22 protein-coding genes are annotated in these 24,956 nt (G+C 45.3%); 10 read left to right on the top strand and 12 right to left on the bottom strand.

Features of this window, described 5'->3' with window-relative positions:
• Positions 1-3: 3 nt before the first annotated feature.
• Entirely contained in the window at positions 4-2,403 is a 2,400-nt protein-coding gene (pbpC, locus tag DKW60_RS04420) for a penicillin-binding protein 1C (RefSeq protein WP_109836460.1), read from the top strand.
• Positions 2,404-2,406: 3 nt separating this feature from the next.
• Here the strand turns inward: pbpC and DKW60_RS04415 are convergent, their stop codons facing one another.
• From DKW60_RS04415 to DKW60_RS04405, 3 genes are all read right to left on the bottom strand, one after another.
• Positions 2,407-3,534, bottom strand: coding sequence for a type II secretion system protein N (locus tag DKW60_RS04415; protein WP_109836459.1), 1,128 nt, complete (start codon positions 3,532-3,534; stop codon positions 2,407-2,409).
• Between the two features lie 130 nt (positions 3,535-3,664).
• Positions 3,665-4,393 (bottom strand): 16S rRNA (uracil(1498)-N(3))-methyltransferase, encoded by a 729-nt coding sequence (locus DKW60_RS04410; RefSeq protein WP_109836458.1) that lies wholly within the window; start codon positions 4,391-4,393, stop codon positions 3,665-3,667.
• Between the two features lie 89 nt (positions 4,394-4,482).
• Positions 4,483-5,091, bottom strand: a complete 609-nt coding sequence (locus DKW60_RS04405; protein ID WP_109836457.1) for an NUDIX hydrolase — start codon at positions 5,089-5,091, stop codon at positions 4,483-4,485.
• 82 nt (positions 5,092-5,173) lie between these two features.
• Here DKW60_RS04405 and DKW60_RS04400 point away from each other — a divergent pair, with 82 nt between their 5' ends.
• Together DKW60_RS04400 and DKW60_RS04395 are read left to right on the top strand one after the other, a co-directional pair.
• Positions 5,174-5,596: a group II truncated hemoglobin gene (locus tag DKW60_RS04400; RefSeq protein WP_109836456.1), complete on the top strand. Its 423-nt coding sequence runs from the start codon at positions 5,174-5,176 to the stop codon at positions 5,594-5,596.
• 80 nt (positions 5,597-5,676) lie between these two features.
• Positions 5,677-6,045 (top strand): DUF5665 domain-containing protein, encoded by a 369-nt coding sequence (locus DKW60_RS04395; RefSeq protein ID WP_109836455.1) that lies wholly within the window; start codon positions 5,677-5,679, stop codon positions 6,043-6,045.
• 5 nt (positions 6,046-6,050) lie between these two features.
• On the opposite strand, the gene DKW60_RS04390 is transcribed toward DKW60_RS04395, so the two are convergent.
• Positions 6,051-6,539 carry an Lrp/AsnC family transcriptional regulator gene (locus DKW60_RS04390; RefSeq protein ID WP_109836454.1) on the bottom strand — a complete coding sequence of 163 codons (489 nt, stop codon included), beginning with the start codon at positions 6,537-6,539 and terminating at the stop codon, positions 6,051-6,053.
• 152 nt (positions 6,540-6,691) lie between these two features.
• On the opposite strand from DKW60_RS04390, the gene leuA reads away from it, so the two are divergent.
• Complete coding sequence (leuA, locus tag DKW60_RS04385; RefSeq protein WP_109836453.1) at positions 6,692-8,341, top strand: 2-isopropylmalate synthase; 1,650 nt, start codon at positions 6,692-6,694, stop codon at positions 8,339-8,341.
• On the opposite strand, the gene DKW60_RS04380 is transcribed toward leuA, so the two are convergent.
• From DKW60_RS04380 to dnaA, 6 genes are all read right to left on the bottom strand, one after another.
• Positions 8,338-8,913 (bottom strand): thioredoxin family protein, encoded by a 576-nt coding sequence (locus DKW60_RS04380; protein WP_109836452.1) that lies wholly within the window; start codon positions 8,911-8,913, stop codon positions 8,338-8,340. The two genes, leuA and DKW60_RS04380, sit on opposite strands and share 4 nt — an antisense overlap.
• 81 nt (positions 8,914-8,994) lie before the next feature.
• Positions 8,995-10,578 carry a DUF1287 domain-containing protein gene (locus tag DKW60_RS04375; RefSeq protein WP_219988633.1) on the bottom strand — a complete coding sequence of 528 codons (1,584 nt, stop codon included), beginning with the start codon at positions 10,576-10,578 and terminating at the stop codon, positions 8,995-8,997.
• 75 nt (positions 10,579-10,653) lie between these two features.
• A complete protein-coding gene (gyrB, locus tag DKW60_RS04370; protein ID WP_109836451.1) occupies positions 10,654-13,065 on the bottom strand; it encodes a DNA topoisomerase (ATP-hydrolyzing) subunit B in 2,412 nt (803 codons plus the stop codon).
• A 57-nt stretch (positions 13,066-13,122) separates the two neighbouring features.
• Positions 13,123-14,217, bottom strand: a complete 1,095-nt coding sequence (gene recF, locus DKW60_RS04365) for a DNA replication/repair protein RecF (protein WP_109836450.1) — start codon at positions 14,215-14,217, stop codon at positions 13,123-13,125.
• A 7-nt stretch (positions 14,218-14,224) separates the two neighbouring features.
• Complete coding sequence (gene dnaN, locus DKW60_RS04360; protein WP_109836449.1) at positions 14,225-15,337, bottom strand: DNA polymerase III subunit beta; 1,113 nt, start codon at positions 15,335-15,337, stop codon at positions 14,225-14,227.
• Positions 15,338-15,363: 26 nt separating this feature from the next.
• Entirely contained in the window at positions 15,364-16,746 is a 1,383-nt protein-coding gene (gene dnaA / locus DKW60_RS04355) for a chromosomal replication initiator protein DnaA (protein WP_109836448.1), read from the bottom strand.
• A gap of 681 nt (positions 16,747-17,427) precedes the next feature.
• On the opposite strand from dnaA, the gene rpmH reads away from it, so the two are divergent.
• From rpmH to mnmE, 4 genes are read left to right on the top strand one after another with little or no spacing between them, the layout of a single operon-like run.
• Positions 17,428-17,562, top strand: a complete 135-nt coding sequence (rpmH, locus tag DKW60_RS04350; protein WP_109836447.1) for a 50S ribosomal protein L34 — start codon at positions 17,428-17,430, stop codon at positions 17,560-17,562.
• 45 nt (positions 17,563-17,607) lie between these two features.
• Positions 17,608-17,961 (top strand): ribonuclease P protein component, encoded by a 354-nt coding sequence (gene rnpA / locus DKW60_RS04345; protein WP_109836446.1) that lies wholly within the window; start codon positions 17,608-17,610, stop codon positions 17,959-17,961.
• Between the two features lie 3 nt (positions 17,962-17,964).
• On the top strand, positions 17,965-19,617 hold the full coding sequence (gene yidC / locus DKW60_RS04340) for a membrane protein insertase YidC (protein ID WP_109836445.1): 1,653 nt from the start codon (positions 17,965-17,967) through the stop codon (positions 19,615-19,617).
• A gap of 11 nt (positions 19,618-19,628) precedes the next feature.
• Positions 19,629-20,966 (top strand): tRNA uridine-5-carboxymethylaminomethyl(34) synthesis GTPase MnmE, encoded by a 1,338-nt coding sequence (mnmE, locus tag DKW60_RS04335; RefSeq protein ID WP_109836444.1) that lies wholly within the window; start codon positions 19,629-19,631, stop codon positions 20,964-20,966.
• Between the two features lie 191 nt (positions 20,967-21,157).
• On the opposite strand, the gene DKW60_RS04330 is transcribed toward mnmE, so the two are convergent.
• Positions 21,158-21,763, bottom strand: coding sequence for a histidine phosphatase family protein (locus DKW60_RS04330; RefSeq protein WP_109836443.1), 606 nt, complete (start codon positions 21,761-21,763; stop codon positions 21,158-21,160).
• Between the two features lie 167 nt (positions 21,764-21,930).
• A complete protein-coding gene (locus DKW60_RS04325; protein WP_109836442.1) occupies positions 21,931-22,512 on the bottom strand; it encodes a peroxidase-related enzyme in 582 nt (193 codons plus the stop codon).
• Between the two features lie 150 nt (positions 22,513-22,662).
• Here DKW60_RS04325 and DKW60_RS04320 point away from each other — a divergent pair, with 150 nt between their 5' ends.
• Positions 22,663-23,847, top strand: coding sequence for an AGE family epimerase/isomerase (locus tag DKW60_RS04320; RefSeq protein WP_245929580.1), 1,185 nt, complete (start codon positions 22,663-22,665; stop codon positions 23,845-23,847).
• Positions 23,848-23,930: 83 nt separating this feature from the next.
• Positions 23,931-24,944 carry a serine/threonine protein kinase gene (locus DKW60_RS04315; RefSeq protein ID WP_109836440.1) on the top strand — a complete coding sequence of 338 codons (1,014 nt, stop codon included), beginning with the start codon at positions 23,931-23,933 and terminating at the stop codon, positions 24,942-24,944.
• Positions 24,945-24,956 lie beyond the last annotated feature (12 nt).

Genomic DNA, 24,956 nt, shown 5'->3' with positions numbered 1-24,956 from the left:
CCTATGTTGAATTTTCTAAAACAACATAGGCTTTTATTGTCAGGCGTTTTGATATTATTTTGTGGGTGGTTTTATCAAAGCCTGCCGGATAAGCTATTTAACGCGCCTTATTCCAGCACTATTCTGAGTGAAGAGGGTAGACTAATGGGCGCACACATTGCCAGTGACGAGCAATGGCGCTTTCCACCGGTGAATGACGTCCCTGAAAAGTTTGCGGCCAGTTTAGTTGCTTTTGAAGATAAACGGTTTTATCAGCATATTGGCGTTGATCCGTTGGCGATAGCGCGTGCTGTAAATCTCAATCTTCAGCAAGGGCGGGTCGTTAGTGGTGCCAGTACCTTATCAATGCAGGTGATTAGGCTGTCACAGCAAAACCCACCACGAACCTTATGGAATAAACTCAAAGAAGCCTTAAAAGCCATACGGCTTGAGACCAAATACAGCAAGACTGATATTCTCAAACTCTACGCAAGTCATGCTCCATTCGGCGGGAATGTAGTCGGCTTGGAAGCTGCAGCATGGCGTTACTTTGGCCGAGCGGCTGATCAGCTTTCGTGGGCTGAAAGCGCCATGTTAGCCGTGTTGCCGAATAGTCCCGGACTGATTCATGTCAGCCGGTCACGTGCAAAACTTAAGGCTAAACGGGATCGTTTACTCCGGACACTGATGGAGCAGAATATACTGTCATCACTGGATTATTCGCTTGCACTCGTTGAGCCACTGCCAGTCAAACCGGAACCACTACCCAGACTTGCCCCTCATTTATTAGACACGCTGACACAGCAACAGCAACAGCAACAGCAACAGCAACAGCAACAGCAAATATTAGCAACGGCATCACAATTTAACACCAACATTAAATACTCAACGCAACGTGCTGCCATACAAATAGCCAAACACCACGGCGAGTCGTTAGCACTGCGTGGAGTCAATAACCTGGCAATGCTTGTGATCGATAACAAAACTTTCAAGGTAATCTCTTACGTAGGTAATACACCAAGAGACGATGCTAAACAATTCGGCCATGCTATTGATCTGATCACCCGACCTCGCAGCACCGGCAGCACATTAAAGCCTTTTTTGTTCGCCAATATGATTCAGCAAGGTGAGATTTTACCGGAGACATTGGTTGCCGATACACCTGTCAGGTATTCGGGATATCGGCCTAAAAACTTTAATCGTGACTTTCATGGCGCTGTGGTTGCGCGTTCGGCCTTAGCTAGCTCATTAAATATTCCTGCGGTGAATATGCTCAGTTATCACGGTGTCGAGCGTTTTTTAGACACGCTGAGACAAATGGGGCTGAAACACTTGCACCGTAACGCGCGTGATTATGGCTTACCGCTGATTCTTGGAGGGGCTGAGGCAAGCTTATGGGAGTTAACCAGTTTGTATGCCAATCTGGCATTCATTGCACAGCAAAACCAATCCTCTAAATGGCGTTACTACCAACAACCCTCTTTACTGAATATCGGAAGCACAACAACTAAATTAATTAATAAACTCACACCTCCGGCAGCATGGATGACGCTGCAGTCTTTACTGGAAGTCACCAGACCCGGAAATGCGGGTTATTGGAAACGCTTTAACAGTACCCATAAAATCGCATGGAAAACCGGAACCAGCTTTGGACACCGCGATGCCTGGGCAATCGGTACAACACCACAATATACAGTAGGTGTATGGATTGGTAATGCTTCAGGTGAAGGGCGTCCGGGAGTTACCGGTGTAACACTGGCAGCACCGATGATGTTTGATATGTTTAACCGTTTGAATTTGGATGGAAGCTGGTTTGATAAACCAATAACACAAATGAAAAGCATTAATATTTGTAAGGATGACGGATTTTTAGCAACTGATTCCTGTGAGCCTGAAGAGTACTTCATTCCACAAACAACCCATTTCGAACGTATCTCACCGAATCATCAGCGAATTCATGTCGTGGAAGAAAATGGCGAACTATTGCGTGTGCATAGCGGGTGCGAAGTGGTCAGGAATATGCGGGCAATCAATTGGTTTGTATTGCCACCGGATCAGGCTTTTTACTACAAACAGCTCAATGCAAATTACCAAGCGTTACCCAACTGGAGAAGCGATTGTGTTGAGGACTTACCACTAGCAAATGGAACAGATCAAAACCCAATCTCTCTGATTTACCCACGGGACAACACACAAGTCTACATCCCAAAAGATCTGGCCAACGAACGCAGCAAGGTTGTTTTTAAAGCGGTTCACCAAACTCCATCAGCGCGACTGTTTTGGCATCTTGATAACACCTTCTTAGGCATTACAGAAGATATTCATCAGCAAGCCATTTGGGTTAATGCCGGTAAACATACCGTGACATTAGCTGACGAAAAAGGGCGACAAGTTTCTCAAAACTTTGACGTACTCAGTGAGTGAGTCTTAGCCATCAAAATTATAGCGGAAGGTTTCCTCATTTTGTCCACGCATCACACTGATGGACATCTGGTCTGAGCCAATAAAGTTGTACAAGGCTTGCTGAACCGTAGCAGGATCATTTAAGCGAACGCCATTCAACTCTGTTACAACATCACCCGGTCTGAATCCGACCTGATACAACAATCGCAAACGATTGCTCAGATGCAATCTAAATCCCTTCACTGTGCCATCCATTAACAGCGGTTCCGGTGCAGAGTATTGTGAGAGAATCGATGCATCGTTGATCACATCCTCACGCAACTTACGAAGGTCACGCTGACCTAAATTTTCACCACCACGACGTGGGTCTGACATGCCTGAGGGCGTGCCTTGTTGTTGACCCGCCGCAATACTCGCTGAGACCGCTTTTGGCATTGTTTGTGGACGTGGTTGCTGTCGTGCAGTAGCCGGAAGTCGTGCTGATGGTGAATCCGCTGAAGCCATACTCTTACCATCTGCCAGGAAGATTTCTTGTGTTACACCTCTGTTTTCTACCACCACTTTGTCTGTAAAAATCTCTACTATTTTCACATCTTCAGCAATGCTTTCACCCTCCGAGTACATCCGCTGATCACCACCAGAGTGTGACATTATGGCATATGCTTTAGATTTTTTGGGGCTTGGTTTTATGACTTCAGTCTCAGTTGAAAACAAGCTGTCCAGGTCTGATGCAATCTGTGTGACTACATTTTTAGTCTGATCAATAGGTGTGGATTTATAGCTGTCTTCGGTACGTCCTTCTGATTGTTTTTGTGCCCACAGACCATGCAAATTTAGTGATAACGGTGGTACGACGGGCTTTGGTGGTTCTACTGGTCGGGGAGCTGCTTTTGGTGGAGTCGCCTGCGCGAGTCGGGGTAAACGCTTTACCTCACCAAACAAATGATTGTCCGCAATAATCCGGCCCAAGTTAGGTGATTGAGTTGTCGTAATTTGTACCGGATTACCAATAACTGGTGCCGCTGATACCTCCTCAGGTGGAGCAAACACTATCCACACTAGTTTAGCTAATGACGCTGAAAACGCCATAACTAACAGAGGCATCATGATACCGGGGACACGCTGCAACAATGGTTTATCAGAAACTCTCATAGACGACGGGGAATCTCGGGGGTAATTTTTATTATGACTCACACTCCGGTGAGAGATATCAATGCTAGCAGCGCCGTTATCTGAGGGCAGGCTTTTCCGACCTATGGAAGAGAAACAGCGATGGACTCTATCAGATATCTCCCCAGTAACTCTGACATAGTGAAAGGCCTGCGACCACTGCTGTTTCAGCTCGTAAAATTCTTGGACCAAATTTAACTAGGCGGATGGTTTGTTGCCGCATTAATTCAACCTCATCATCATGAAATCCACCCTCAGGGCCAATGATCAGTGATACCGGTTTACTCTCAATGTCTAGCTCAGTAAACGTCGACGTTGCTTCCGGCAACATGGTCAAACGCAAGCGCTCATCATCTTCAAGTAAATAATCATTCAAGGATTGGACCGCTAGTAATTCGGGCACACGGGTACGCCCGGATTGCTCACAGGCACTGGTGATAACGCCTCGCCAATGTAGTCTCTTTTTTTCCAAACGACCTGCTTTGAGATTCAGAACAGTTCTGGCTGCTGTCACTGGCTGAATGGATGTCACCCCCATCTCAACGGCTTTTTGAATCGCGAAGTCAAATTTGTCTGATTTAATCAGGGCAATCACTAATCTGACATCTAGCGGTGACTCTCTGTCTACATCATCATACTCGGTGATTTCAACGCTGGAATGGCGCTTATTTACCTCAGAGAATTTTGCGTGATATTCGCCGCCCCGACCATTAAACAAGATCAACGCATCATCCACTTTACCCCGTAATACTTGCACAGCGTGTCTGTGTAGTTCATCAGGTAATGGAATGATTTGGCCACACTCTAATGCCTGATCTATGTAGTAACGAGGGATACGCACTGCCTGTTCTCCGGATAACTGTGCGGTCTATCATAGTGCTGCTTGATGATTAGCACCAGCCAACAATTCACAAATACTTATAAATCTTATCAGGACGTGCTGCTATTGAGTAACGTGAGTAATGATAAGGTCATTCTCGCCGTGGCGCCCCACAGTAAGTAGTTGTTATATTTTTTAAAGTACACCACAGGAATCTCAACGCCATTGTATTGACGTTTTTCAAATCGATAGTTCGCTTTATCAGCAAGCCAGCGCAATGGAATCGTGAAGGTTGCTGCCACCTCGCTTTCCTGCAAGGTAAGACGATATGGCCATGGAAGGGTCGCGACAACAGGTGTGATCTGATAGTTACTAATGCTGTAATGATGATTGAGTTCGCCAAGCACTGTGACATGTTCAGGGGCTATTCCCACTTCTTCATGCGCCTCACGCAGGGCAGTCATTTTCAGTGAGTCATCACTATCCTCATAACGTCCACCTGCAAACGCAACCTGGCCACTGTGTCGGTCATTTTCATGCTCACTGCGTTGGATAAACAGCAGGTGCCATTCATTCTCTACTTCCACAAAAGGGACTAGCACCGCTGCCTGCTTTAAGACGTCTGGCTTTGTCTGTCTTGGTGCATCGTGAGTCGCTTTCAGTGTTCTTGATAAACGTTCCTGTATTTCAGTCACGCTAAGTGTTGCAAGCTCAGTCAAGGTGATCGCCTCTTATTGTTTTGTGTTTGCTGCTCTGTAATTATACCCTGTTTCGATACATCAATGAATCCAGAGGGTCGCTATGCAAATTGATAATGTGAGTGGTGAAAAGACTTATGGTCAAGGTGATCATAGCTTTAAAACGGCAGGTGGTATTGAAGGTATTCGTGCATTGGTCACGGATTTTTACCATCAGATGGATACACTGCCAGAGGCCAGTCACATCCGAAGTCTGCACCCTGCAGATCAGGAAGAATCTATCGATAAACTCGCCCGCTTCCTAACAGGGTGGATGGGAGGGCCATCGCTTTATGACGAGAAGTACGGGCGCATCAGTATTCCCGGAGCACATTATCATATTGATATTGGTATCGCCGAACGCGACGCCTGGCTGCTGTGCATGGAGAGAGCGTTGGAGCTACAAACAAGCTACCCGCAAGACTTCCGTGATTACCTAATGAAGCAGCTAAGCTTTCCGGCGAATCTCTGCCGCAACAGAGACTAACTCTCCTTGTCTCTCATCATGCACACTGCCTGCAGCCAAGTGCTTCGTTTATACTAAACGTTTGTCCCGGCCCACATGTTATGAATAACAAACCGAAAAGTCTTACTGAGAATCACCACGAACGTGCCGCTCAAAGCATGGAGAATTTTGTACTCTATGTCTCAAGCCCATGGCGTGTGGTATGGGTTAATTTTATTGCGGGTATTTTCAGAGGACTTGGGACGATCATTGGCGCTTCTATTGTTATCGCCATTATCATTTGGCTGCTGAGTCTTTTTACCAAGGTTCCTCTGGTAGGGGAGTATGCGCAAGATGTTGAAGACATCGTTTCGGGGTATGTGCGCGAGACCAATTACAACGATGAGCTGGATCGTGTCGGTGATACCTTAGAGCGCATCGAGGCCACACTAAAGCAACAAACCCAAACTGATACTGAGCTTCAAGAGTGATCTGATTATTGATTTATATAACCCAAAGGTAACGCAGTACTATCAATGATTTTACGAAGAATGAATGATGAGTGTACCCCCGTTACTCCTTCTATTCGGGTAATCTTGCCTAACAATATCTCGTAGTAGTTCTCAAGATCTGGCACAGCTACCTTCAATTGATAGTCTGCACTATTACCCGTAATCATGTAGCATTCCATCACTTCAGGAATGTTCTTTACCGTTTCTTCAAACGCTTCAAACCGTTCCGGTATGTGCTTATCCATGCTGATGTATAGCAGCACAATCATATTCAAATTAATTTTACGCTCATCAATACGCACAACGCGTTCTGCAATAACCCCTGATTCCTCCAGTTGTTTAACACGCCTTGAGCAGGGTGCTGCAGTTAGTCCAACACGATCCGCAAGCTCTTGATTAGTCAGAGAGCCATCGCTTTGTAGCTCACGCAATATTTTTAGATCAAAACTATCGATATTGGTATTTGTTTTCATAACTGACAGTTACTTCGCAATTTATCTAACTAAAAAGTCTATTCCTTAATCTATTTTTGTGCAAATCGTAGATATATAGATAAATTAACAAACTCATTGCGTCTACAGAGGCATATACTTCTCACTCAATCACTCATAACAGGAACCGTACCGTGTTTGACCACAACAAATATATTCCATTTCAGCCAATCAAATTGACCGACCGTAGCTGGCCGGATCAACAAATTACTCAAGCGCCTGACTGGTGCAGTGTTGATCTGCGTGATGGTAATCAGGCACTCATAAACCCAATGGATGTCGAGAAAAAAACACGCCTGTTCCTGCACTTGGTGAAAATGGGATTTAAAGAAATTGAAGTAGGTTTTCCTTCAGCATCCCAACCTGATTTTGATTTCGTCAGAAAGCTGATTGAAGAGAATATGATTCCGGATGATGTCACCATACAGGTGTTAACACAAGCCAGAGAGTCCTTGATTGCCAGAACTTATGAGTCGCTTGTTGGTGCGCGAAGAGCAGTCGTCCATGTCTACAACTCAACATCGACAGTACAACGTGAACAGGTATTTGCACTTGATCGTGACGGTATTAAATCTATTGCGGTAGAGGGCGCTCGTCACGTTAGAGACTATGCATCAAAGTATCCTCAGACTGATTGGGTATTCCAGTATTCTCCAGAAAGCTTTACAGGTACTGAGATGGATTATGCGGTTGAGGTCTGTGATGCAGTCATCGAACAATGGTCACCAGAGAGTGGGCGTGAAGTAATTATAAACTTGCCTGCAACAGTAGAAATGTCGACCCCGAACATCTTTGCAGATCAGGTCGAATGGTTCTGTCGTCACCTAAAGCAACGTAATCATGTTCGTATCAGTTTGCATACACACAATGATCGGGGCTGTGCTGTCGCCGCAGCCGAGTTGGCCGTTATGGCAGGTGCAGACCGGGTTGAAGGTACACTGCTAGGTAATGGTGAGCGGACGGGGAATATGGATATCGTCACCATGGGAATGAATCTTTATTCTCAGGGCATTGATCCTAAACTCGACTTTTCCAATATTCAGGAGATCATTGACGTCGTTGAATACAGTACTGAGTTAAAAGTACACGCCCGTCACCCCTGGGCAGGCGAGTTGGTCTACACTGCCTTCTCTGGTAGCCATCAGGATGCGATTCGCAAGTCAATTAAGCATCATGAGCAGCACGGTTATGAGAAGTGGAATGTTGCATACCTTCCCATCGATCCTGCAGATCTTGGCAGACACTACGAAGCGATTGTACGCATCAATAGTCAAAGTGGTAAAGGTGGCGTAGCACTTGTATTAGAGCGTGACTATGGTATTGAGCTACCGAAATGGATGCACATTGAATTAAGCCGTGTAGTGCAAAAGGCTGTTGAGGCTAGCGGTGAAGAGATATCTTCAGAAAAAATTAAATCATTATTTGACGAGCATTTCATCCGCACAAACGAAGAGTGGTTACTTGATCGCTTCGATCTCCATACCGAGGCGGGTCAAATATGGGGTCAGTTTGCTCTGGGAGAGTCAGGTCCTGTCATTAAAGGGCAAGGTACCGGGGCTGTAGAAGCGCTTTGTGATGCGCTAACCGCTACTTATGGTAAAGCGATAGAAGTGACTCAATTTGATGAGCACTCTCTTTCCCGAGGTACTACTGCACAAGCACAAGCATGTATTGCATTATCCATTGAAGGAAGCACGTACACCGCTGTTGCAATCAATGACGATATCTCAACAGCGGCACTGCAAGCACTACTAACAGCGTACTCTCAAAGTACTACTGCTTAACCGTACGTAGGTTCGTTTCCACTTTTCCACTTAATCCCGCAGCCTAGTGATGCTTTTTGCTCACTAGGCGCCGGGTGTCCTGCCAGCAGTTGATCAACGGCTTCCTGCATGTCTTTTCCTGTCGCTTCTATACCATTCCCCGGTCGTGAGTCATCATACTGACCTCGGTAATAAAGCGATTTATCACTATCAAACAAAAAGAAATCTGGTGTACATGCCGCTTGATAAGCTGCAGCTACTTGCTGATCCTCATCGTAAAGGTAAGGATATGTGAAGCCATGTTCCGTCGATTCAACCACCATTTTTTCTGGACTGTCCGCTGGGTAATTCTCGACATCATTTGAGTTGATCGCAACCACAGCTAAACCCTTAGCCTGGTTACTCTTTACAAACTCAGTGAATGAAGCACGAAGGTTAATGACATAGGGACAGTGGTTACAGGTGAATACAACCAGAAGTGGTTTGCCTTCAAAATCATTAAGGCTAACGCGTTTACCAGTGAGTGGCTCTGGTAGTGAAAAATCAGGGGCTTTGGTGCCCAGTGCTAACATTGTGGAAGGCGTACGTGCCATATCCTACTCCATGAAAAATGACTAGACGAATCAGTTTACCTATTTTTCCTGATTCGCCAAGTCACATTTAGCATGGGTTTATTACTTTTTCAGTAGCGCCTGAACCGCAGCAGAGTTTAAATTGCTACTGCCTGCTGCCAACACTGAATCAAGTTGTGCCAGATAGATTCTTGCTGGCTTTTTACTGTTCGACTTAGCTTGCGTATCAACTACCGGAGTTGCTGGTTTCGCAGCGTTCAGATACTTACTCGCCTGCAATAGTTGAGCGTAGCTAGCTTGTTGCTGTCTGCGCTTCTTAAGCACCGACGCAGGTGGTGGTGTCTTAGCAAAATGGAGTGCTGGATTCACTTTACGATGTTCCGGTGTGTAACGGTAATGACCTGTCATTGGGTAGCGGAACAAAATATCCTCTATAACCGGACCTGCACCAATGTTATGAGCAATCATCAAACGGTTAGGGTCTGATGGAGAAGGCTTATTTACCACCACACCGATATGCGGGAAGGTTGGTCCCACCATCCACGTAACCAAGTCACCAGGTTTATAATCACGCGGATTACGCGAACGTGGTAACTCTGCTTTATGTCGCTTGAAGAATGCTTGTAAGTTATAAACACGACGATGATCTATATTCGGATCAGGTTTATCCAAGCCCCATTTTGTCAGGTTAGGGTAAGCATAAAAGTCTTTACTGATATCTTTATGAACTTCGGACTGCAAATCAATGCCCAGTTTGCGATAAGCGCGTATCACAACATCTGTACAGACACCGATTGATTTTGGCACGTCCCCCCAAGGGTATCCAATCTTCAGATAGCGTCCATCGTAACGAACCCGATGTTTTGTTCTCTCGATAGCAGCGTTTGAAAGCGCATAACCAAATGAGTTATTCGGATCTATACGAGGAATAGCTCTTTTAGGCGCTGCTCTATTTACTACTGGCTTTCTGTAAACTGCTTTACGATAGGCTGTTTTTGCTGGCTTACGGTAAGCCGTTCTCTGAACTGGCTTTTGCGTTCTGGATGCTAACCTTACAGCGGGTCTGCTTTGCGCCGTCTTTGCTCTATGAACGACTTTCCTGACAACAGGCCTGGCCTGAGCAACTTTTTGTGGCGCACGTCTCTGGGCATACTGCTTTGAAACAGCGTTTCCTCTTGTACCAACAGGTTGCGGGGACCTAACACCGACTGGTTGTGGCGACCTAATATTGCTGACTGGTTTTCTATACGTTGTTTTACTAACCACTGGCTTTTTATAAACAGCCCTCGCCACACTAACAGTTTGTCTGGCTTTAACCTTAGCAGCCTGCGCTTTAGCCGCTCGAATTCTAGCCTGCTGGGCTCTCGCCCTTGCTTGTTGAACTTTTGCCGCCTGTTGAGCTTTCTGTACTTTAGCCATTGCAATGATCGACTTCTTCTTTGCAAGAGCTTCAGCCCTTGATGGCTTTGCAGGTGTAGCTACTTTTGCGATAGTCTTCTTTTTAGAAACCGACTCTTTCTTAACTGCTGCCACCTTTACAGGTGCTTTGACATTGTTAGCTGCCTTAGCGGCAACAACTGGTTTCTTATTATTAGTATCTTCTACTGGGTTTGCTGAGCATGCAGCAAGGACGGTAGCAACTGCCGCATACACAGCAATGCTACTAATATTCCCTATTGTTTTCATTTTATTTCCCTAGCGATTGTTTAGGTTTTCCGTATCGCTATCCTGGCTCCTACTGCTTATCCGTCCTCCTGACAGTTAAACATCCAGATTTGATACCGATAGGGCGTTGTTTTCAATAAACTCGCGTCGAGGCTCTACCAGATCACCCATCAGTGTCGAGAATACCTCATCAGCCTGATAAGCGTCCTCAATCGTTACCTGCAACATACGGCGTGACTCAGGGTCCATTGTAGTCTCCCAGAGTTGCCCTGGGTTCATTTCACCCAGACCTTTATATCGCTGTATGTTCAAGCCCCGTGACGCTTCTTTCATAAGCCAATCCATCACTTCATCGAAGCGAAGTACCGGCTCTTTCTTTTCTCCACGTTCGATCCATGAATGCTCGTTTAGCAGACCTGCCAATTGCTGATTTAACTGATTTAAACGATTTATTTCTTCGCTAGCAAACAAACCGCTACTGAATAGTAATGTTGTATCAACCCCATGCATACGTCTGACGACATGCACGCACCAATTGTCGGTGTCTGACTCTTTCATTTCAGATTGATAATGTCGTGTACCGTTAAATTTATGATTGAGGCTTTCACAGACATTATGCATCCACCTCTCAACAATAGCCTTATCTAACTTATCAGAAGCTGAATCAGTAAATAACATTGCCTCAAGTACTTCACTGTCAAACCGCTGCTTCAGTCGTGCTATACCCTCTGTTACCAAGGTGTAACTCTCGGCAAGCTTCGCTAAGCCTTCGCCTTTTATACCCGGTACGTCTTCATTAGAATATAGAACGGCGCCGTCCAGAGCGATCTGTAATAGGTGATGATTGAGCTCTTGGTCATCTTTTACGTACTGCTCTCGTTTTCCCTTCTTCATTTTGTATAACGGAGGTTGTGCAATATAAACGTGGCCACGCTCAACCAACTCATGCATTTGACGATAGAAGAATGTCAGTAGTAATGTACGGATGTGAGAGCCATCGACGTCAGCATCGGTCATAATAATGATACGATGGTATCTCAGCTTGTCAGGGTTAAATTCTTCTTTACCAATACCACAACCTAACGCAGTAATCAGGGTTCCAACTTCCTGTGATTGCAGCATCTTATCGAAGCGTGCCTTCTCAACATTCAGTATTTTACCTTTCAGTGGCAAGATAGCCTGAGTCCGGCGGTCTCGACCTTGCTTCGCTGAGCCGCCCGCAGAATCACCCTCTACCAGATATATTTCTGATAGTGCCGGATCTTTTTCCTGACAATCTGCAAGTTTACCCGGCAAACCAGCAATATCCAGTGCGCCCTTGCGACGGGTCATTTCACGTGCTTTACGAGCGGCCTCTCGCGCTCGAGCTGCATCTATTATCTTAGTGGCAATAATCTTGGCTTCAACCGGGTTTTCCAGTAAGAAATCTGACAAGCGCTCACTCATCGCAGACTCTACAATTCCACGTACTTCAGACGAGACTAGTTTATCTTTTGTCTGAGATGAGAATTTAGGATCAGGCACTTTAACGGATAATACTGCGGTTAATCCTTCACGTGCATCATCACCTGATGGATTCACCTTCTCTTTCTTTAGTAATCCTTCACGCTCAAGATATTGGTTCAATGTACGGGTTAATGCAGCTCGGAAGCCTGCAAGGTGGGTACCACCATCACGCTGTGGAATATTATTAGTAAAGCAGAAAATATTTTCCTGATAGGTATCGTTCCACTGCAGCGCAACCTCTACACCAACATCATCTTTGTCAGTACTAATATAGATTGTATTAGGGTGTATGGCCGTTTTCTTTCTGTTCAAATGCTCAACGAAGGAACTAATTCCACCTTCGTATTCAAAAATAATTGCCTCGCCCTCACCGCGCTCATCCATCAAATTGATACGCACACCTGAGTTAAGGAAGGAAAGTTCACGTAAGCGCTTGGCTAAAACATCGAAGCTAAATTCGGTGATTGCGAAGATATCCGGACTTGGAAGGAATCGGACTTCAGTACCTGATTTATCCGTAACAGCGCCTGCTTCTAAACGACCCTGTGGTTCACCTAGACGGTACTCTTGGGAGTGAATCTTGCCTTCACGATGAATCGTTAGTTGTAGCGTCTCTGAAAGGGCGTTAACCACCGAAACACCAACACCGTGCAAACCACCAGATACCTTATATGAATTATCATCGAATTTACCACCGGCATGCAGTACCGTCATGATAACTTCAGCAGCAGAGATACCTTCTTCCTCATGGATATCAACAGGGATACCACGACCGTCATCAGATACGGAGACTGAGCCATCTGTGTGTATGATGACTTTAATTTCAGAACAGTGTCCTGCCAAGGCCTCGTCGATCGCATTATCGACCACTTCGAAGACCATGTGATGTAGACCTGTACCATCGTCTGTATCACCGATGTACATACCCGGGCGTTTGCGGACCGCCTCTAAGCCTTTCAGAACCTTAATATTGGAGGAATCGTAGGTCTGTTCTTCTGACATGTAATTCACCTTATTTTATACTCGCAAGATTATAGCACTTTGTCTTACGAAGAACAGCTAAACACTTGAATTTTTAAGAAATACCTTTCCTTGTTTCACGTGAAACATTCGATCATCTGCCTCTAATGGGATTAGATCTGACTGAGTTGTGGTGAGTAAAAGCTGCTGATTTAAACTGCGCAATGTCGCCAAAAGTTTATGCTTATTCTCACCATCCAACTCAGCAGCTAAATCATCAATGGCAATAATTCCTTTACCTTGATTATTCGTATCAATGCTACGACTTTGCGCAAGCAGCATGGAGATTGCTATTAGCTTTAGCTGCCCCCTGGATGCACTTTGCTGTGCCAATGATTGGTTAAACATAATCTGTAAATCAGCACGGTGTGCACCCGACAAGGTTCTGGCTGATTTAATTTCATTATCTCGTTTTTCAAGATAGAAGGCCTTTTGTGACTCAGCACTCAAATCCATTGCCTGAGCAAAACCAGTTGTTAGCTTGATACTAATACTATGATCACCAAGCAATCGCTCGCACAGCCTTTCTAGCTGTGGCTTCAGGACCAATAGCGAGCGCTCACGATAGTCCTGAATACGGATCTGAGCCTTAATCAGCTCATCCGTCCATACGGGTAATGCAGACAGATAGGATGGGACACGCAAGCAGAGATTGCGCTGCTTAAGTACACGTTGGTAGTTTTGCCAGACTTTATGGAATTCAGGAAATAAGTAAAAAGCAATCCAATCAATATAGGCACGTCGTAAGGAAGGGGAACCAGTCACTAACTCAATTGAGTTCGGATCAATAATGGTCACTGGCAGGTAACGGCTGAGTGCCGCTTGCGTATTAATATCTTGTTGATTAACGCGAATTCGGGTTGAGGTACGACTTTTCTGAATACCGATACTGAAGGCATTATCATCATCAGTCGTCTTGGCACGAATGAGTAAATGATCTTGCTTATGCTGAATCACATCCACAATTCTGGGACTACGAAAAGAACGTCCTCTGGACAGAATTGCCACAGCCTCAAGGATGCTGGACTTACCTGAACCATTATCACCGCTAATTAAATTTACACCTGGCGACAACATCAGCTCTGCACTATCGATAATCCTGCAATGATTGATCGATAGCTGTTCTAGCAACATACAGAAATTACAATCTAACCGGCATTACCACGTAGCGTACACCACTGTCTTCAGCAGAAGATAGCAACGCACTGGCTGCAGAGCTGGTGAAATTGAAGTCGATCATTTCCCCTTCCAGATGATTGACAGCCTCGAGGACATAACTGACGTTAAATCCAATTTCGAAGACATCACCACTGTAGTTAATATCAATTTCTTCCTCAGCACTTTCTTGCTCAGGGTTATTAGACATTAATGTCATCACGCCTTCACTCAGACGAAGACGAATACCTCTGAATTTCTCATTAGATAAGATTGCAACACGAGCCAATGTATCGCGAAAAACAATGCGATCCAGTTGGATAGAAATAGTCGTTGAAGAGGGTACCGCTGCCTGATAGTCAGGGTACTTTCCATCGATTAACTTTGAAGTAAAGCGTACATTATCTTTTTCAACGCGAATGTGATTCCCACTCATTTGCACTTTAACTGAGACATCGGCACTGGATTCCAATATGCGTGATAATTCCAACGCACCTTTTCTGGGAACAATAATGCTTGAGCGCTCATTGACTTTAATGGCTTCGTCTTTGAATTCACACAGAGCAAGGCGGTGACCGTCCGTTGATACTGTATTAATAGCACCCGCTTCGATATCCAGTAGTAAACCGTTCAGATAATACCGCACGTCCTGATTGGCCATACAAAATGATGTCTTATCCAGTAGACGCTTAAACTGACTCTCAGTAATGGTGATTTCAGTTTCGAGAGGAATTTCATCTAATTCAGGGAAGTCTTCAGCAGGCAAAGTCGCTAATTCAAAACGACTACGTCCGCCTTTTATCAACAAACGTGAACTTTCCAGATCTTGCTCAATCAGAATAAAGGAGTCGGCAGGCAATGCTTTTGTAATATCCAATAATTTACGGGCGGGCGCTGTAATCGCACCTTCTCTGTCAACCTGAATATTAATACTGGCACTCAATTCAATTTCAAGGTCAGTTCCCACTAAGCGTAACTGATCGTTATAAACACTGAGCAATACATTCTCAAGAATTTTGGAGGTATGCTTTTTTTCAACCGCACCAACAACATTTGTCAGCAGCTCAACAAGAGTATCTCTGGAAACTGTAAATTTCATAGTGTCTGATTCATCCGTTAACGATATTAACTTCGTAAGGTTCTGGAAAGTATCCGGTGTGCTTCTTCAAAAGGACTGTCAGATTGTACCAGTTCTCTCACTTTTCGGCATGCGTGTAATACGGTAGTGTGATCACGTCCGCCGAATTTGTCACCTATTTCCGGTAAACTGTGGTTAGTCAACTCTTTAGACAGCGCCATCGCTAACTGTCTGGGCCGCGTGATATTGCGTGCGCGGCTCTTTGAATCCAGATCTGACACCCGAATATTAAAATATTCCGCTACGAGTTTTTTGATCCGCTCTATCGTGACCATCTTATCCATGACGGCTAACTGGTCGCGCAATGCATCCTGAACAAAATCAAGGGTAATCGTGGTGGTGTTTCGCAATCTCAAAATTGCAACAACACGCAGCAACGCACCTTCAAGATCCCGAATGTTGGAACGAAAGCGTCGGGCAATGAAGAACGCAACATCATTCGGTATATCCAAACCCAAGTGTTCAACTTTCTTTCTCAGAATAGCAACTCGCGTCTCGACATCCGGTGGTTCAACCTCAACGGTTAAGCCCCACACCAGACGAGACTGTAAACGGTCATCAAGATTTTCTACCTCACGAGGCAATCGGTCACCCGTCATGATGATTTGTTTTTGGCATTCCAACAGAACATTAAAGGTATGAAAAAACTCTTCCATACTTCGCGTCTTATTGGCAAAAAACTGAATATCATCGATGAGCAAGGCATCAACAGAGCGGTAATAGGTCTTAAATTCTTCTATCTTGTTATGGCGAAGCGCTGCAACCATACCATTTACAAATCGCTCAGAATGCAAATAAACCACATTAGCATTTGGGTTACGCGCTTTGATCTGATTCCCCACCGCATGCATCAGGTGAGTTTTACCCAGACCAACCCCACCAAAAATAAACAATGGGTTATAGGAAAGCCCGGGGTTATCCCCGACCTGCAAAGCCGATGCCCTTGCCAGTTGATTTGACTTACCTTCAACAAAGTTATCAAACGTTAAAGCAGGATTCAGATTGTTAGCAAATATCAGCTGGGACTCACTATCCGGCACCGGAGGAGGAGGCGGTGGCTCAAACGGCGGTTGAGGTGGTGGTGTCGGCACCTCCGGTATGTCCGGCGGCGAGGCCGGTGGTGGTGGTATTGAGTCTGCGCTGCCTATCTGCAGACGAACCTGAAAGTTATCGTTTTTTGTGACCTGTCGAACGACAGTGACGATCCGTTCCAGATAGTAATTATGGACATACTTGAGCACAAAATCATTTGGTGCGAGCAGAAGCAGTATGTCATCGTGCTCCTGACCATGAAGTGTTCGAAGCCAGGTATTTAACTCATGATCAGTGAGTTGATTGGCAAATATTTTCAAACAGTCAGGCCAAAGCATAAGACGATGTACACCGGTAGGAGGGTTCACAAACGAGGGCTAACTAGTTTACTAGAAACCTTGTTTTATCCACAACTAGAAAATTATATTTTTTTCCTAGTGATGACTAAAACCAATTTAAACTTTTGTTTTTATTGATATTTTTAACCAAGCAGAGGAATCCCCCATAATAACCTGATCGTTTTTTAATCTGTTTTTATTCACAGAAAAAATGAAATCGCGGCTAAATACTTGTTACGCTTAGTATTTAACGGGAAAAAAACCTCTAACCCCCACAAAAAAAGACTTGTGCATAACACATAGCGTAACTAAGAGGACTACTGCTGAATAAACTGTGGATAAATACCCATACTTAAGTTATCCACATATCATCAACATTTTTTCCCTGAATTAAACATAACTGGTACAGAGCAGCGTTAATTAATAAGTCATTGAATCACAATGGAGAACTGAACTAATCCACATAAAACAAGCGCCCTTATTATTACTTTTATCTTTATATATATAAGATATAAATAACAACCAAGCACAGGCTATAGATGTCTTGTCCGGTTTAAATCAGAAACAGATTTGAAAAAAGATTGACATCATCCGAACATTGCATTATTTTCTTCGCCCTTCCGCCATGTCAGAGAAATCGCTGACTGGCAAGCTAATAACGTTGAACCCAGGTTTACTACCATGAAAAGAACATTTCAACCCAGCAATCTGAAGCGCGCACGTACTCACGGTTTCCGTGCACGTATGAGTACTGTTGGCGGACGTAAGGTGATTAAAGCTCGTAGAGCAAAAGGTCGCGCACTACTTTGTCCATAATTTTTTCGGCTCGGGGCTTTATTTAAGCCCTGTGCGGAAAACGCAATGACAGGGCAAAGTTTTAGTAGGGAACGAAGACTCCTTACCGCAGAGCATTACCAATTTGTTTTTGCAAAAGCAAGACGATTTGGTAACCCCAATTTTACCCTGCTAGTGAGAGAAAACGATCTGGGTTATCCTAGATTGGGTCTTGCTATCGCAAAAAAAAGTGTAAGACTTGCGGTTGATCGCAATCGCATCAAACGGCTCATCCGCGAAAGCTTTCGTCACCAGACGGAGCTTCCCTCCATAGATATTATTGCCATGTGTCGCAAGGGCGCGGTAGAATTGCCGAGCCAAGAAATTCGCACGCAGCTGGATACTCAGTGGCGATACATTTGCAAAAAACTCCCAGGATAATCCATGGAACAACAACGCCCACTTCTCTACCTCATGTTGGCTTTCATTACCTTCATGATTTGGCAAACCTGGCAGCAAAGAAATGCCCCTCCTCCGGTTGCAAACACACCAACGACTCAAGGGATAGCTGCGACGAACACCGCACAGCTTGATGTGCCACAAGCACAAGGTTTACCTGCCGCTTCAGCTAACGGTGCAACGGCTGGTAATGTTGTTAGCGGAAAGAATATCCGGGTTAAAACCGACGTACTGGATCTTGAAATTAGTCTAACGGGCGGTACCATACTTCAGGCAGATCTGTTGACCTACCCTGTTAGTCTGGACGAACCCGATAATCCGGTACGTGTATTAGATATCGCGAAAAGCTATGCCGCTCAATCCGGACTGGTAGCAACGGATGGTAGTCCTGAGAAAGCACCTAATCACTACGCTGCTTTTACTACCGAGAAAGCAGAGTTCGATTTAGGCGATAGTGACACATTAGTAGTGCCACTGACGTGGACCTCACCTAATGGCCTTAACGTTATCAAGACCTTCACGTTTACCAGAGGCAAGTTCTTAGTCGACGTGAACCAGACGATTAACAACCAATCCGGTGAAACATGGGTGGGTAGTGAATATCACCAGTTAACCCACGGTGTACATGAAAGTGAAGGTATGGGATTAACCTCTGTTTCATATGTTGGTGGTGCTTACTATGATGACAAATACGTCAAAGTAGACTTCGGTGACATACAAGATACTGACCTGAAACAACCGATCAAAGGCGGATGGGCAGCAATGCTGGAGCACTATTTCATTAGTGCATGGATTCCGGGACCTGAAGCGACCAACAACTACTACACCAAGTTCATACCTAACAATAGCAACCATATTCTGGGCGTTAGCTCTCCACTGTTAACCGTGCCTGACGGTAAAGCCGGAGTCTTTAAAAGTCAGTTTTATGTTGGCCCGAAGACCCAGGCAAAACTTGAAAAAATGTCTCCTGGTTTAGACCTGACCGTAGATTATGGAATCTTCAGTTTCGTCTCCAAACCCATTTTCTGGATGATGAACAAAATCCATGATGTGGTAGGCAACTGGGGCTGGACCATCATTTTGATGACCATTCTGATCAAAATTATTTTCTTCTATCCATCTGCGATCAGTTATCGCTCCATGGCAAAAATGAAGAAGCTTGGACCAAAGATCAAAGAGATCAACGAAAAACATAAAGCTGACCCACAGGCTAAGCAGAAAGCAACCATGGATTTTTACCGTAAGGAAAAGATTAATCCACTGGGTGGTTGTTTACCGATCCTGATCCAGATGCCGGTATTCATGGGACTGTACTGGGTGCTTTTAGAAAGTGTGGAACTACGTCAAGCACCATGGATTCTGTGGTTTAAAGACTTATCAGTGATGGACCCGTACTTCGTACTACCGTTACTAATGGGCGCGAGTATGTACATCCAACAGCGTCTGAATCCACCACAGATGGCTGATCCTATGCAGCAGAAGATCTTCCAGTTCTTACCGGTCGTATTTACGGTTATGTTCCTGTTCTTCCCTGCTGGTCTGGTACTGTACTGGGTGGTCAACAACGTGTTGTCAATAGCACAACAGTACGTAATTACAAAGAAAATCGTGGGTGATGCAGCCCCTGTACTAAGCTAGGACTTAGCCTGATGTACACAAATGACACCATCGCGGCCATTGCCACTCCGGCAGGTCGCGGTGGTGTTGGCATAATACGCCTCTCCGGCCCCAAGGTTTCACAAATTGCAGAAGCCATGCTCGGCCAACTCACTAAACCGCATCGCGCCTCACATCGTCAATTTCTCGGAACAGATAAACAAGTTCTGGATGACGGCGTCGCTATCTATTTCCCCGGGCCTAACTCGTTTACCGGTGAAGATGTTCTTGAATTACAAGGTCATGGCGGTAAGATCGTCATGGATATGTTGCTACAAGCCTGTCTACAAAACGGTGCCAGATTAGCAAGACCCGGTGAATTCTCAGAACGAGCATTTCTCAATGACAAGCTAGACCTGGCTCAGGCTGAAGCCATTGCAGATCTGATTGACAGCAGTAGTGAGCAAGCCGCTCGTTCTGCCTTAAGATCACTACAAGGTGATTTTTCCGCTGCAATCAACTCACTGCTAACACAAGTCACCGAGCTTAGAATGTATGTGGAAGCGGCATTAGACTTTCCGGAAGAGGAAATCGATTTTTTGGCCGACCAACGTGTTGTTGATCGCATAGACGCTATCCAGCAACAACTCCACAATATTTTTGATAAAGCCAAACAAGGCAGTTTGCTACGTGAGGGCATGCAATTGGTTATCGTAGGTAAACCCAACGCTGGTAAGTCTAGTTTGCTGAATGCTTTGGCGGGTCAGGATACGGCTATCGTCACTGAGCATGCCGGGACAACACGTGACGTACTTCGCGAATCCATTAATCTGGACGGTATGCCACTGCATATTATCGACACAGCAGGTCTACGCGACAGCGATGATCCGGTTGAGAAGATTGGTATAGCACGCGCATGGCAAGCGATTGATAAAGCAGATCTCATTCTGTTTCTAGTCGATGATACAGAAGCAGCAGACCAGACTCATCATGGTTTACTGGAGAAAATGCCAGAGCATCTACCGCGTCTAACCGTTCATAATAAAATTGATAAGAGTGGTCATGAGGTGGGGCAACATGGCGAGCATCTGTATATCTCTGCTAAACAAGGCTTAGGGATTGATGCGCTACGTGAAGTCTTGAAACAGCGCATGGGTTATCAGGCAGATAGTGAAGACTTGTTTATCGCTCGTCGTCGACACTTGCAAGCATTGGAAGAGACTCAGATAGCGGTTGATAATGCCTCAGAACAACTCAAAGTGTTTAATGCAGGTGAACTCATGGCAGAGGAACTAAGGCTGGCACAGGATGCCTTAGGGCAGATTACAGGGCGATTTACACCTGATGATCTTCTGGGTGAGATTTTTAGTTCGTTTTGTATTGGCAAGTAAACCCCCGCCGCCATTCTTAGACAGACTCGAATTACCTCTCGGTATCCTGCATCCGCCAAGTGACTGATGTGATACTCAACCTTGAAATAAGGCTCAGCTGCATAAGTGTTTCACATGAAACATACACTGCTAACACTTTGGTTAGTAAAAAATATTTATTAGCGGATCTGAACTTTCAGGGACTCGAACTTTTAATCTGCTAAGTGTAATTCCCTGATCTCAGCCGTCTCCAGAGGCGCTAATTGGCGGTGAGTTGAAGCAGGCTGTTTACCAAACGCTATCTGTAATATTTGCAGCGTGTCACCATGAGAAACCAGCAGAATACTCTGACCTGTGTAACGTTCCTCGAGCGTTAGAATCAATTGACTGACCCGTGACATTACCGACGCTGCGCTTTCTACCTGATACTGAGTGTGTGTGGAGTCCAAAGCATCGGCATCCCAGACTGCTTGGTAGTGGCCACTTTTCGATAACTCAAAATCACCAAAATTTCGTTCACGAAGTGCTTCCTCAAGGACAATATCCGCAACCGTACCTTGTAAGTAATCCAGTGCAATTTGTGCGGTCTCATAAGCACGTTTGAAATCAGAACTAATAATGCAGGATACATCTGAAATACTCCGGCATTGGCTGAGACTGTTTTTAACTTGCGCTTTGCCGTGATCACTTAAGCCATAGCCATTCACACCATTTTCAGGTGTGCTGACAATCAGCCCCTGTTGGTTAGCGAGGCTTTGTCCGTGTCTGATAATGAAATAACGGTTATTCAGGGCCCTGTAATTGAGTAGATGATTCATGATCTGGGTCCTTGTTGTGATAGGGCCAGTTTAGCAAAACTTTGTCAGGCTTCGGTAGCGCTTTTGCGAGTTCTGGTTTAAGCCAGATAACCCGCAGTGATAGCTGTTAAGAACGCTTATGATGCATGAATCCCATATTAGTGATTCCGTTCAAGAACGGAAATTAGCTACTTCCGTGGCACCCGCCCCAACATATAAAACTCATCATTAGGCCGAATACTGGCCATATTCACCATACGATTTGATAACCCAAAAAAAGCTGTAATCGCGCCGATATCCCAAATATCATCTTCCGTAAAACCATGCTCGCGCAGCAATTGATAATCCTCCTCAGACACCTCTTCTGCTTGCTTACAAACTTTGGCTGCAAAATCCAACATCACCCTTTGACGTTCGCTAATATCACTCTTGCGATAGTTCACGGCGATCTGATCTGCGATCAACGGGTTCTTCGCACGGATTCGTAAAATAGCGCCATGTGCCACCACACAATATTGACATTGGTTCAAGCCAGAGGTCGCGACCACAATCATTTCACGCTCAGCCTTGGTCAAGCCCTCATCCTTTTCCATTAAAGCGTCGTGATAGGCAAAAAACGCCCGAAACTCTGCGGGGCGATGCGCTAATGCCAAAAAAATATTCGGAATAAAACCGGATTTTTCCTGTACCTCTAAAATCAGCGCGCGAATATCATCTGGCATATCCTCAAGTTTAGGTATGGGGTAGTTACTGATAGCCTGTTCAGACATCGTTATTTCCTCTGCAGATAATGTTGATATAAAGAGTATACTGTGAGCTTTTACAGACACTCCTCGGAATAAGGGTGTAATTTGTAAACCGACAGTAAAAGACTGCGCTAGACTGAATAGCCATTTGTTTACGCTTAGTAATTGAGAGAGATGATGACCTTCCCAGACTTTAAATCAGCTTCCACATTGGAAAAGCACATCCAAACCACACTGGCTTTTTATCAGCCCAATGTATTTGATGAGAACGGTGGATTTTTTCAGCATTTTCGCGATGATGGCAGCATTTACGATGCCGACACCCGTCACTTAGTCAGTAGCACACGCTTCGTATTTAATTACGCAATGGCAGCGCGTTATTTTAAAGATGACAGCTTATTGCCGTGGGTTGAGCACGGTCTGAACTACCTGGAAACTGCACATCGTCAAGCGGAAAGCCAAGGCTATATTTGGTTGATTGGCAAAAATGGCGTAGAGGATGCAACCAATCACTGTTACGGCTTGGCGTTTGTCATTGTGGCAGGTGCTACCGCGTTATTAGCCGGTGTTGAAGCGGGTCGTGACACATTGCAATCGGCATGGGATTTGATGGAAGCGCACTTTTGGGATGAAGCGGCGGGTCTGTATCGTGATGAGGCTAATGCCGATTTCTCTGTAGTTGGTGATTACCGTGGGCAAAATGCCAATATGCACAGTTGCGAAGCCATGTTATGGGCTTATGAAGCAACTGGCGAGACGCGCTTTTTAGATCGTGCTGAGTTGTTGGCAAGCAATATTACCCAGCGTCAGGCAGCCAAAGCGGATGGCTTGGTATGGGAGCATTATGATGCTAACTGGGAGGTTGATTGGGACTACAACAAGGATGATCCGAAGCACTTATTCCGCCCTTGGGGATTTCAACCGGGTCATCAAACAGAGTGGGCGAAGTTACTGCTTATTCTAAATCGTCATCGCCCGATGGATTGGTTGATACCACGTGCCAAAGAGTTGTTTGACCGTGCTTTAGCGCCTGCGTGGGATGAGGTGAACGGTGGTATTTGTTATGGCTTTGCGCCCGATGGTTCGGTGTGCGATGGCGATAAGTATTTCTGGGTACAAGCTGAGAGTTTTGCGGCTGCAGCGTTACTGGCTGAAGCGACCGGAGATGCGAAATACTCCGAGTGGTATGAGAAGATTTGGGAATACAGTTGGCAGCATATGGTGGATCATGAGTATGGGGCTTGGTATCGTATTTTGACGCAGGATAACCAGAAGTTTGATGATCTTAAATCTCCGGCAGGAAAGACGGATTATCACACAATGGGCGCTTGTTATGAGGTGCTGCGTTCGGGGTTTTAAGTGTAAGTGCTTGTGATAGTTTCGAGTTATGTAATCGTTAAAGCATTAGTGAGAGTGTAAATCCATTTGGAATCCAAAACACCATGAATATCCTCGAACCAGCAGCCTCAGAACCCGAAATCAGCGCGTTCCAGAATCTGTCACCTGATGAAATTCTCGACGCTGTTGAAAGTCAGGGTTACTTCTGCTCGGGTAGTTTCCAGGCTCTCAACAGCTATGAAAACCGAGTCTACCAATTAGGGATTGAGGACGGTGCGCCGCTCATTGCTAAATTCTATCGCCCTGCTCGCTGGGATAATGAGTCCATTCAGGAAGAGCATGATTTCACCCGTGAGCTGGTCGACAGCGAATTACCTGTTGTTGCGCCACTTTACAACGCACAGGGCGAAAGCATCCATCAGCATGGTGAATTCCGTTTTTCGCTCTACCCACGAGTGTCTGGTCGCACACCAGAGCTGGATAATCCAGACCAATTAGAGGTCATTGGGCGATTTTTAGCGCGCATTCATTTGCATGGCGAACAGGCTGATTTCAAGCATCGTCCCGCCGTAGATATTGAGAGTTACGGAGCTGCCCCTTCGCAGTATTTATTAAGCGAGGGAAAGCTCCCTGCGGGAATGGAAGTGGCTTACCGCAACTTAATTGATGACTTACTGGTAAAGATTAATGACCACTTCAGTGCGGCAGGTTCAGTACAGCAATTACGCATTCACGGCGACTGCCACCCCGGTAATATTTTGTACTGGGATGAAGTGCCGCACATCGTTGATTTTGATGATGCCCGCATGGGTCCCGCGATTCAGGATTTATGGATGTATTTGTCCGGTGAGCGCCCGTATCAGCAAGCGCGTTTAATGGATATATTGATTGGTTACACGCAGTTCCGCGATTTTAACCCCAAAGAGCTGCATTTAGTCGAAGCGCTGCGCACATTGCGAATGATTCATTATGCAGGGTGGTTGGCAAAGCGTGCGGAAGATCCGGCGTTTCAGTTGGCGTTCCCGTGGTTTTATACTGCCAGATATTGGGATGATCATATCCTTGCATTGAAAGAGCAGTCAGCCTTGCTTGATGAAGAACCATTGATTTGGGATTAGATAAAATGCTTA

This window comes from Leucothrix pacifica (genome assembly GCF_003172875.1).
GTDB classification, from domain to species: domain Bacteria; phylum Pseudomonadota; class Gammaproteobacteria; order Thiotrichales; family Thiotrichaceae; genus Leucothrix; species Leucothrix pacifica.
The sequence above is the reverse complement of the archived record's forward strand: the minus strand, read 5'-3'. Positions and strand labels throughout refer to the sequence as shown.

Coding starts and splice junctions, on each gene's coding strand:
- dnaA (WP_109836448.1), bottom strand. CDS start 16,746: ATGCTTTGGCCTGACTGTTTGAAAATATTTGCCAATCAACTCACTGAT.
- gyrB (WP_109836451.1), bottom strand. CDS start 13,065: ATGTCAGAAGAACAGACCTACGATTCCTCCAATATTAAGGTTCTGAAA.
- DKW60_RS04380 (WP_109836452.1), bottom strand. CDS start 8,913: ATGGCACGTACGCCTTCCACAATGTTAGCACTGGGCACCAAAGCCCCT.
- DKW60_RS04390 (WP_109836454.1), bottom strand. CDS start 6,539: ATGAAAACAAATACCAATATCGATAGTTTTGATCTAAAAATATTGCGT.
- recF (WP_109836450.1), bottom strand. CDS start 14,217: ATGTTGCTAGAACAGCTATCGATCAATCATTGCAGGATTATCGATAGT.
- DKW60_RS04400 (WP_109836456.1), top strand. CDS start 5,174: ATGCAAATTGATAATGTGAGTGGTGAAAAGACTTATGGTCAAGGTGAT.
- DKW60_RS04315 (WP_109836440.1), top strand. CDS start 23,931: ATGAATATCCTCGAACCAGCAGCCTCAGAACCCGAAATCAGCGCGTTC.
- pbpC (WP_109836460.1), top strand. CDS start 4: ATGTTGAATTTTCTAAAACAACATAGGCTTTTATTGTCAGGCGTTTTG.
- yidC (WP_109836445.1), top strand. CDS start 17,965: ATGGAACAACAACGCCCACTTCTCTACCTCATGTTGGCTTTCATTACC.
- DKW60_RS04415 (WP_109836459.1), bottom strand. CDS start 3,534: ATGAGAGTTTCTGATAAACCATTGTTGCAGCGTGTCCCCGGTATCATG.
- DKW60_RS04330 (WP_109836443.1), bottom strand. CDS start 21,763: ATGAATCATCTACTCAATTACAGGGCCCTGAATAACCGTTATTTCATT.
- mnmE (WP_109836444.1), top strand. CDS start 19,629: ATGTACACAAATGACACCATCGCGGCCATTGCCACTCCGGCAGGTCGC.
- DKW60_RS04395 (WP_109836455.1), top strand. CDS start 5,677: ATGAATAACAAACCGAAAAGTCTTACTGAGAATCACCACGAACGTGCC.
- rpmH (WP_109836447.1), top strand. CDS start 17,428: ATGAAAAGAACATTTCAACCCAGCAATCTGAAGCGCGCACGTACTCAC.
- dnaN (WP_109836449.1), bottom strand. CDS start 15,337: ATGAAATTTACAGTTTCCAGAGATACTCTTGTTGAGCTGCTGACAAAT.
- DKW60_RS04325 (WP_109836442.1), bottom strand. CDS start 22,512: ATGTCTGAACAGGCTATCAGTAACTACCCCATACCTAAACTTGAGGAT.
- DKW60_RS04320 (WP_245929580.1), top strand. CDS start 22,663: ATGATGACCTTCCCAGACTTTAAATCAGCTTCCACATTGGAAAAGCAC.
- rnpA (WP_109836446.1), top strand. CDS start 17,608: ATGACAGGGCAAAGTTTTAGTAGGGAACGAAGACTCCTTACCGCAGAG.
- DKW60_RS04375 (WP_219988633.1), bottom strand. CDS start 10,578: ATGAAAACAATAGGGAATATTAGTAGCATTGCTGTGTATGCGGCAGTT.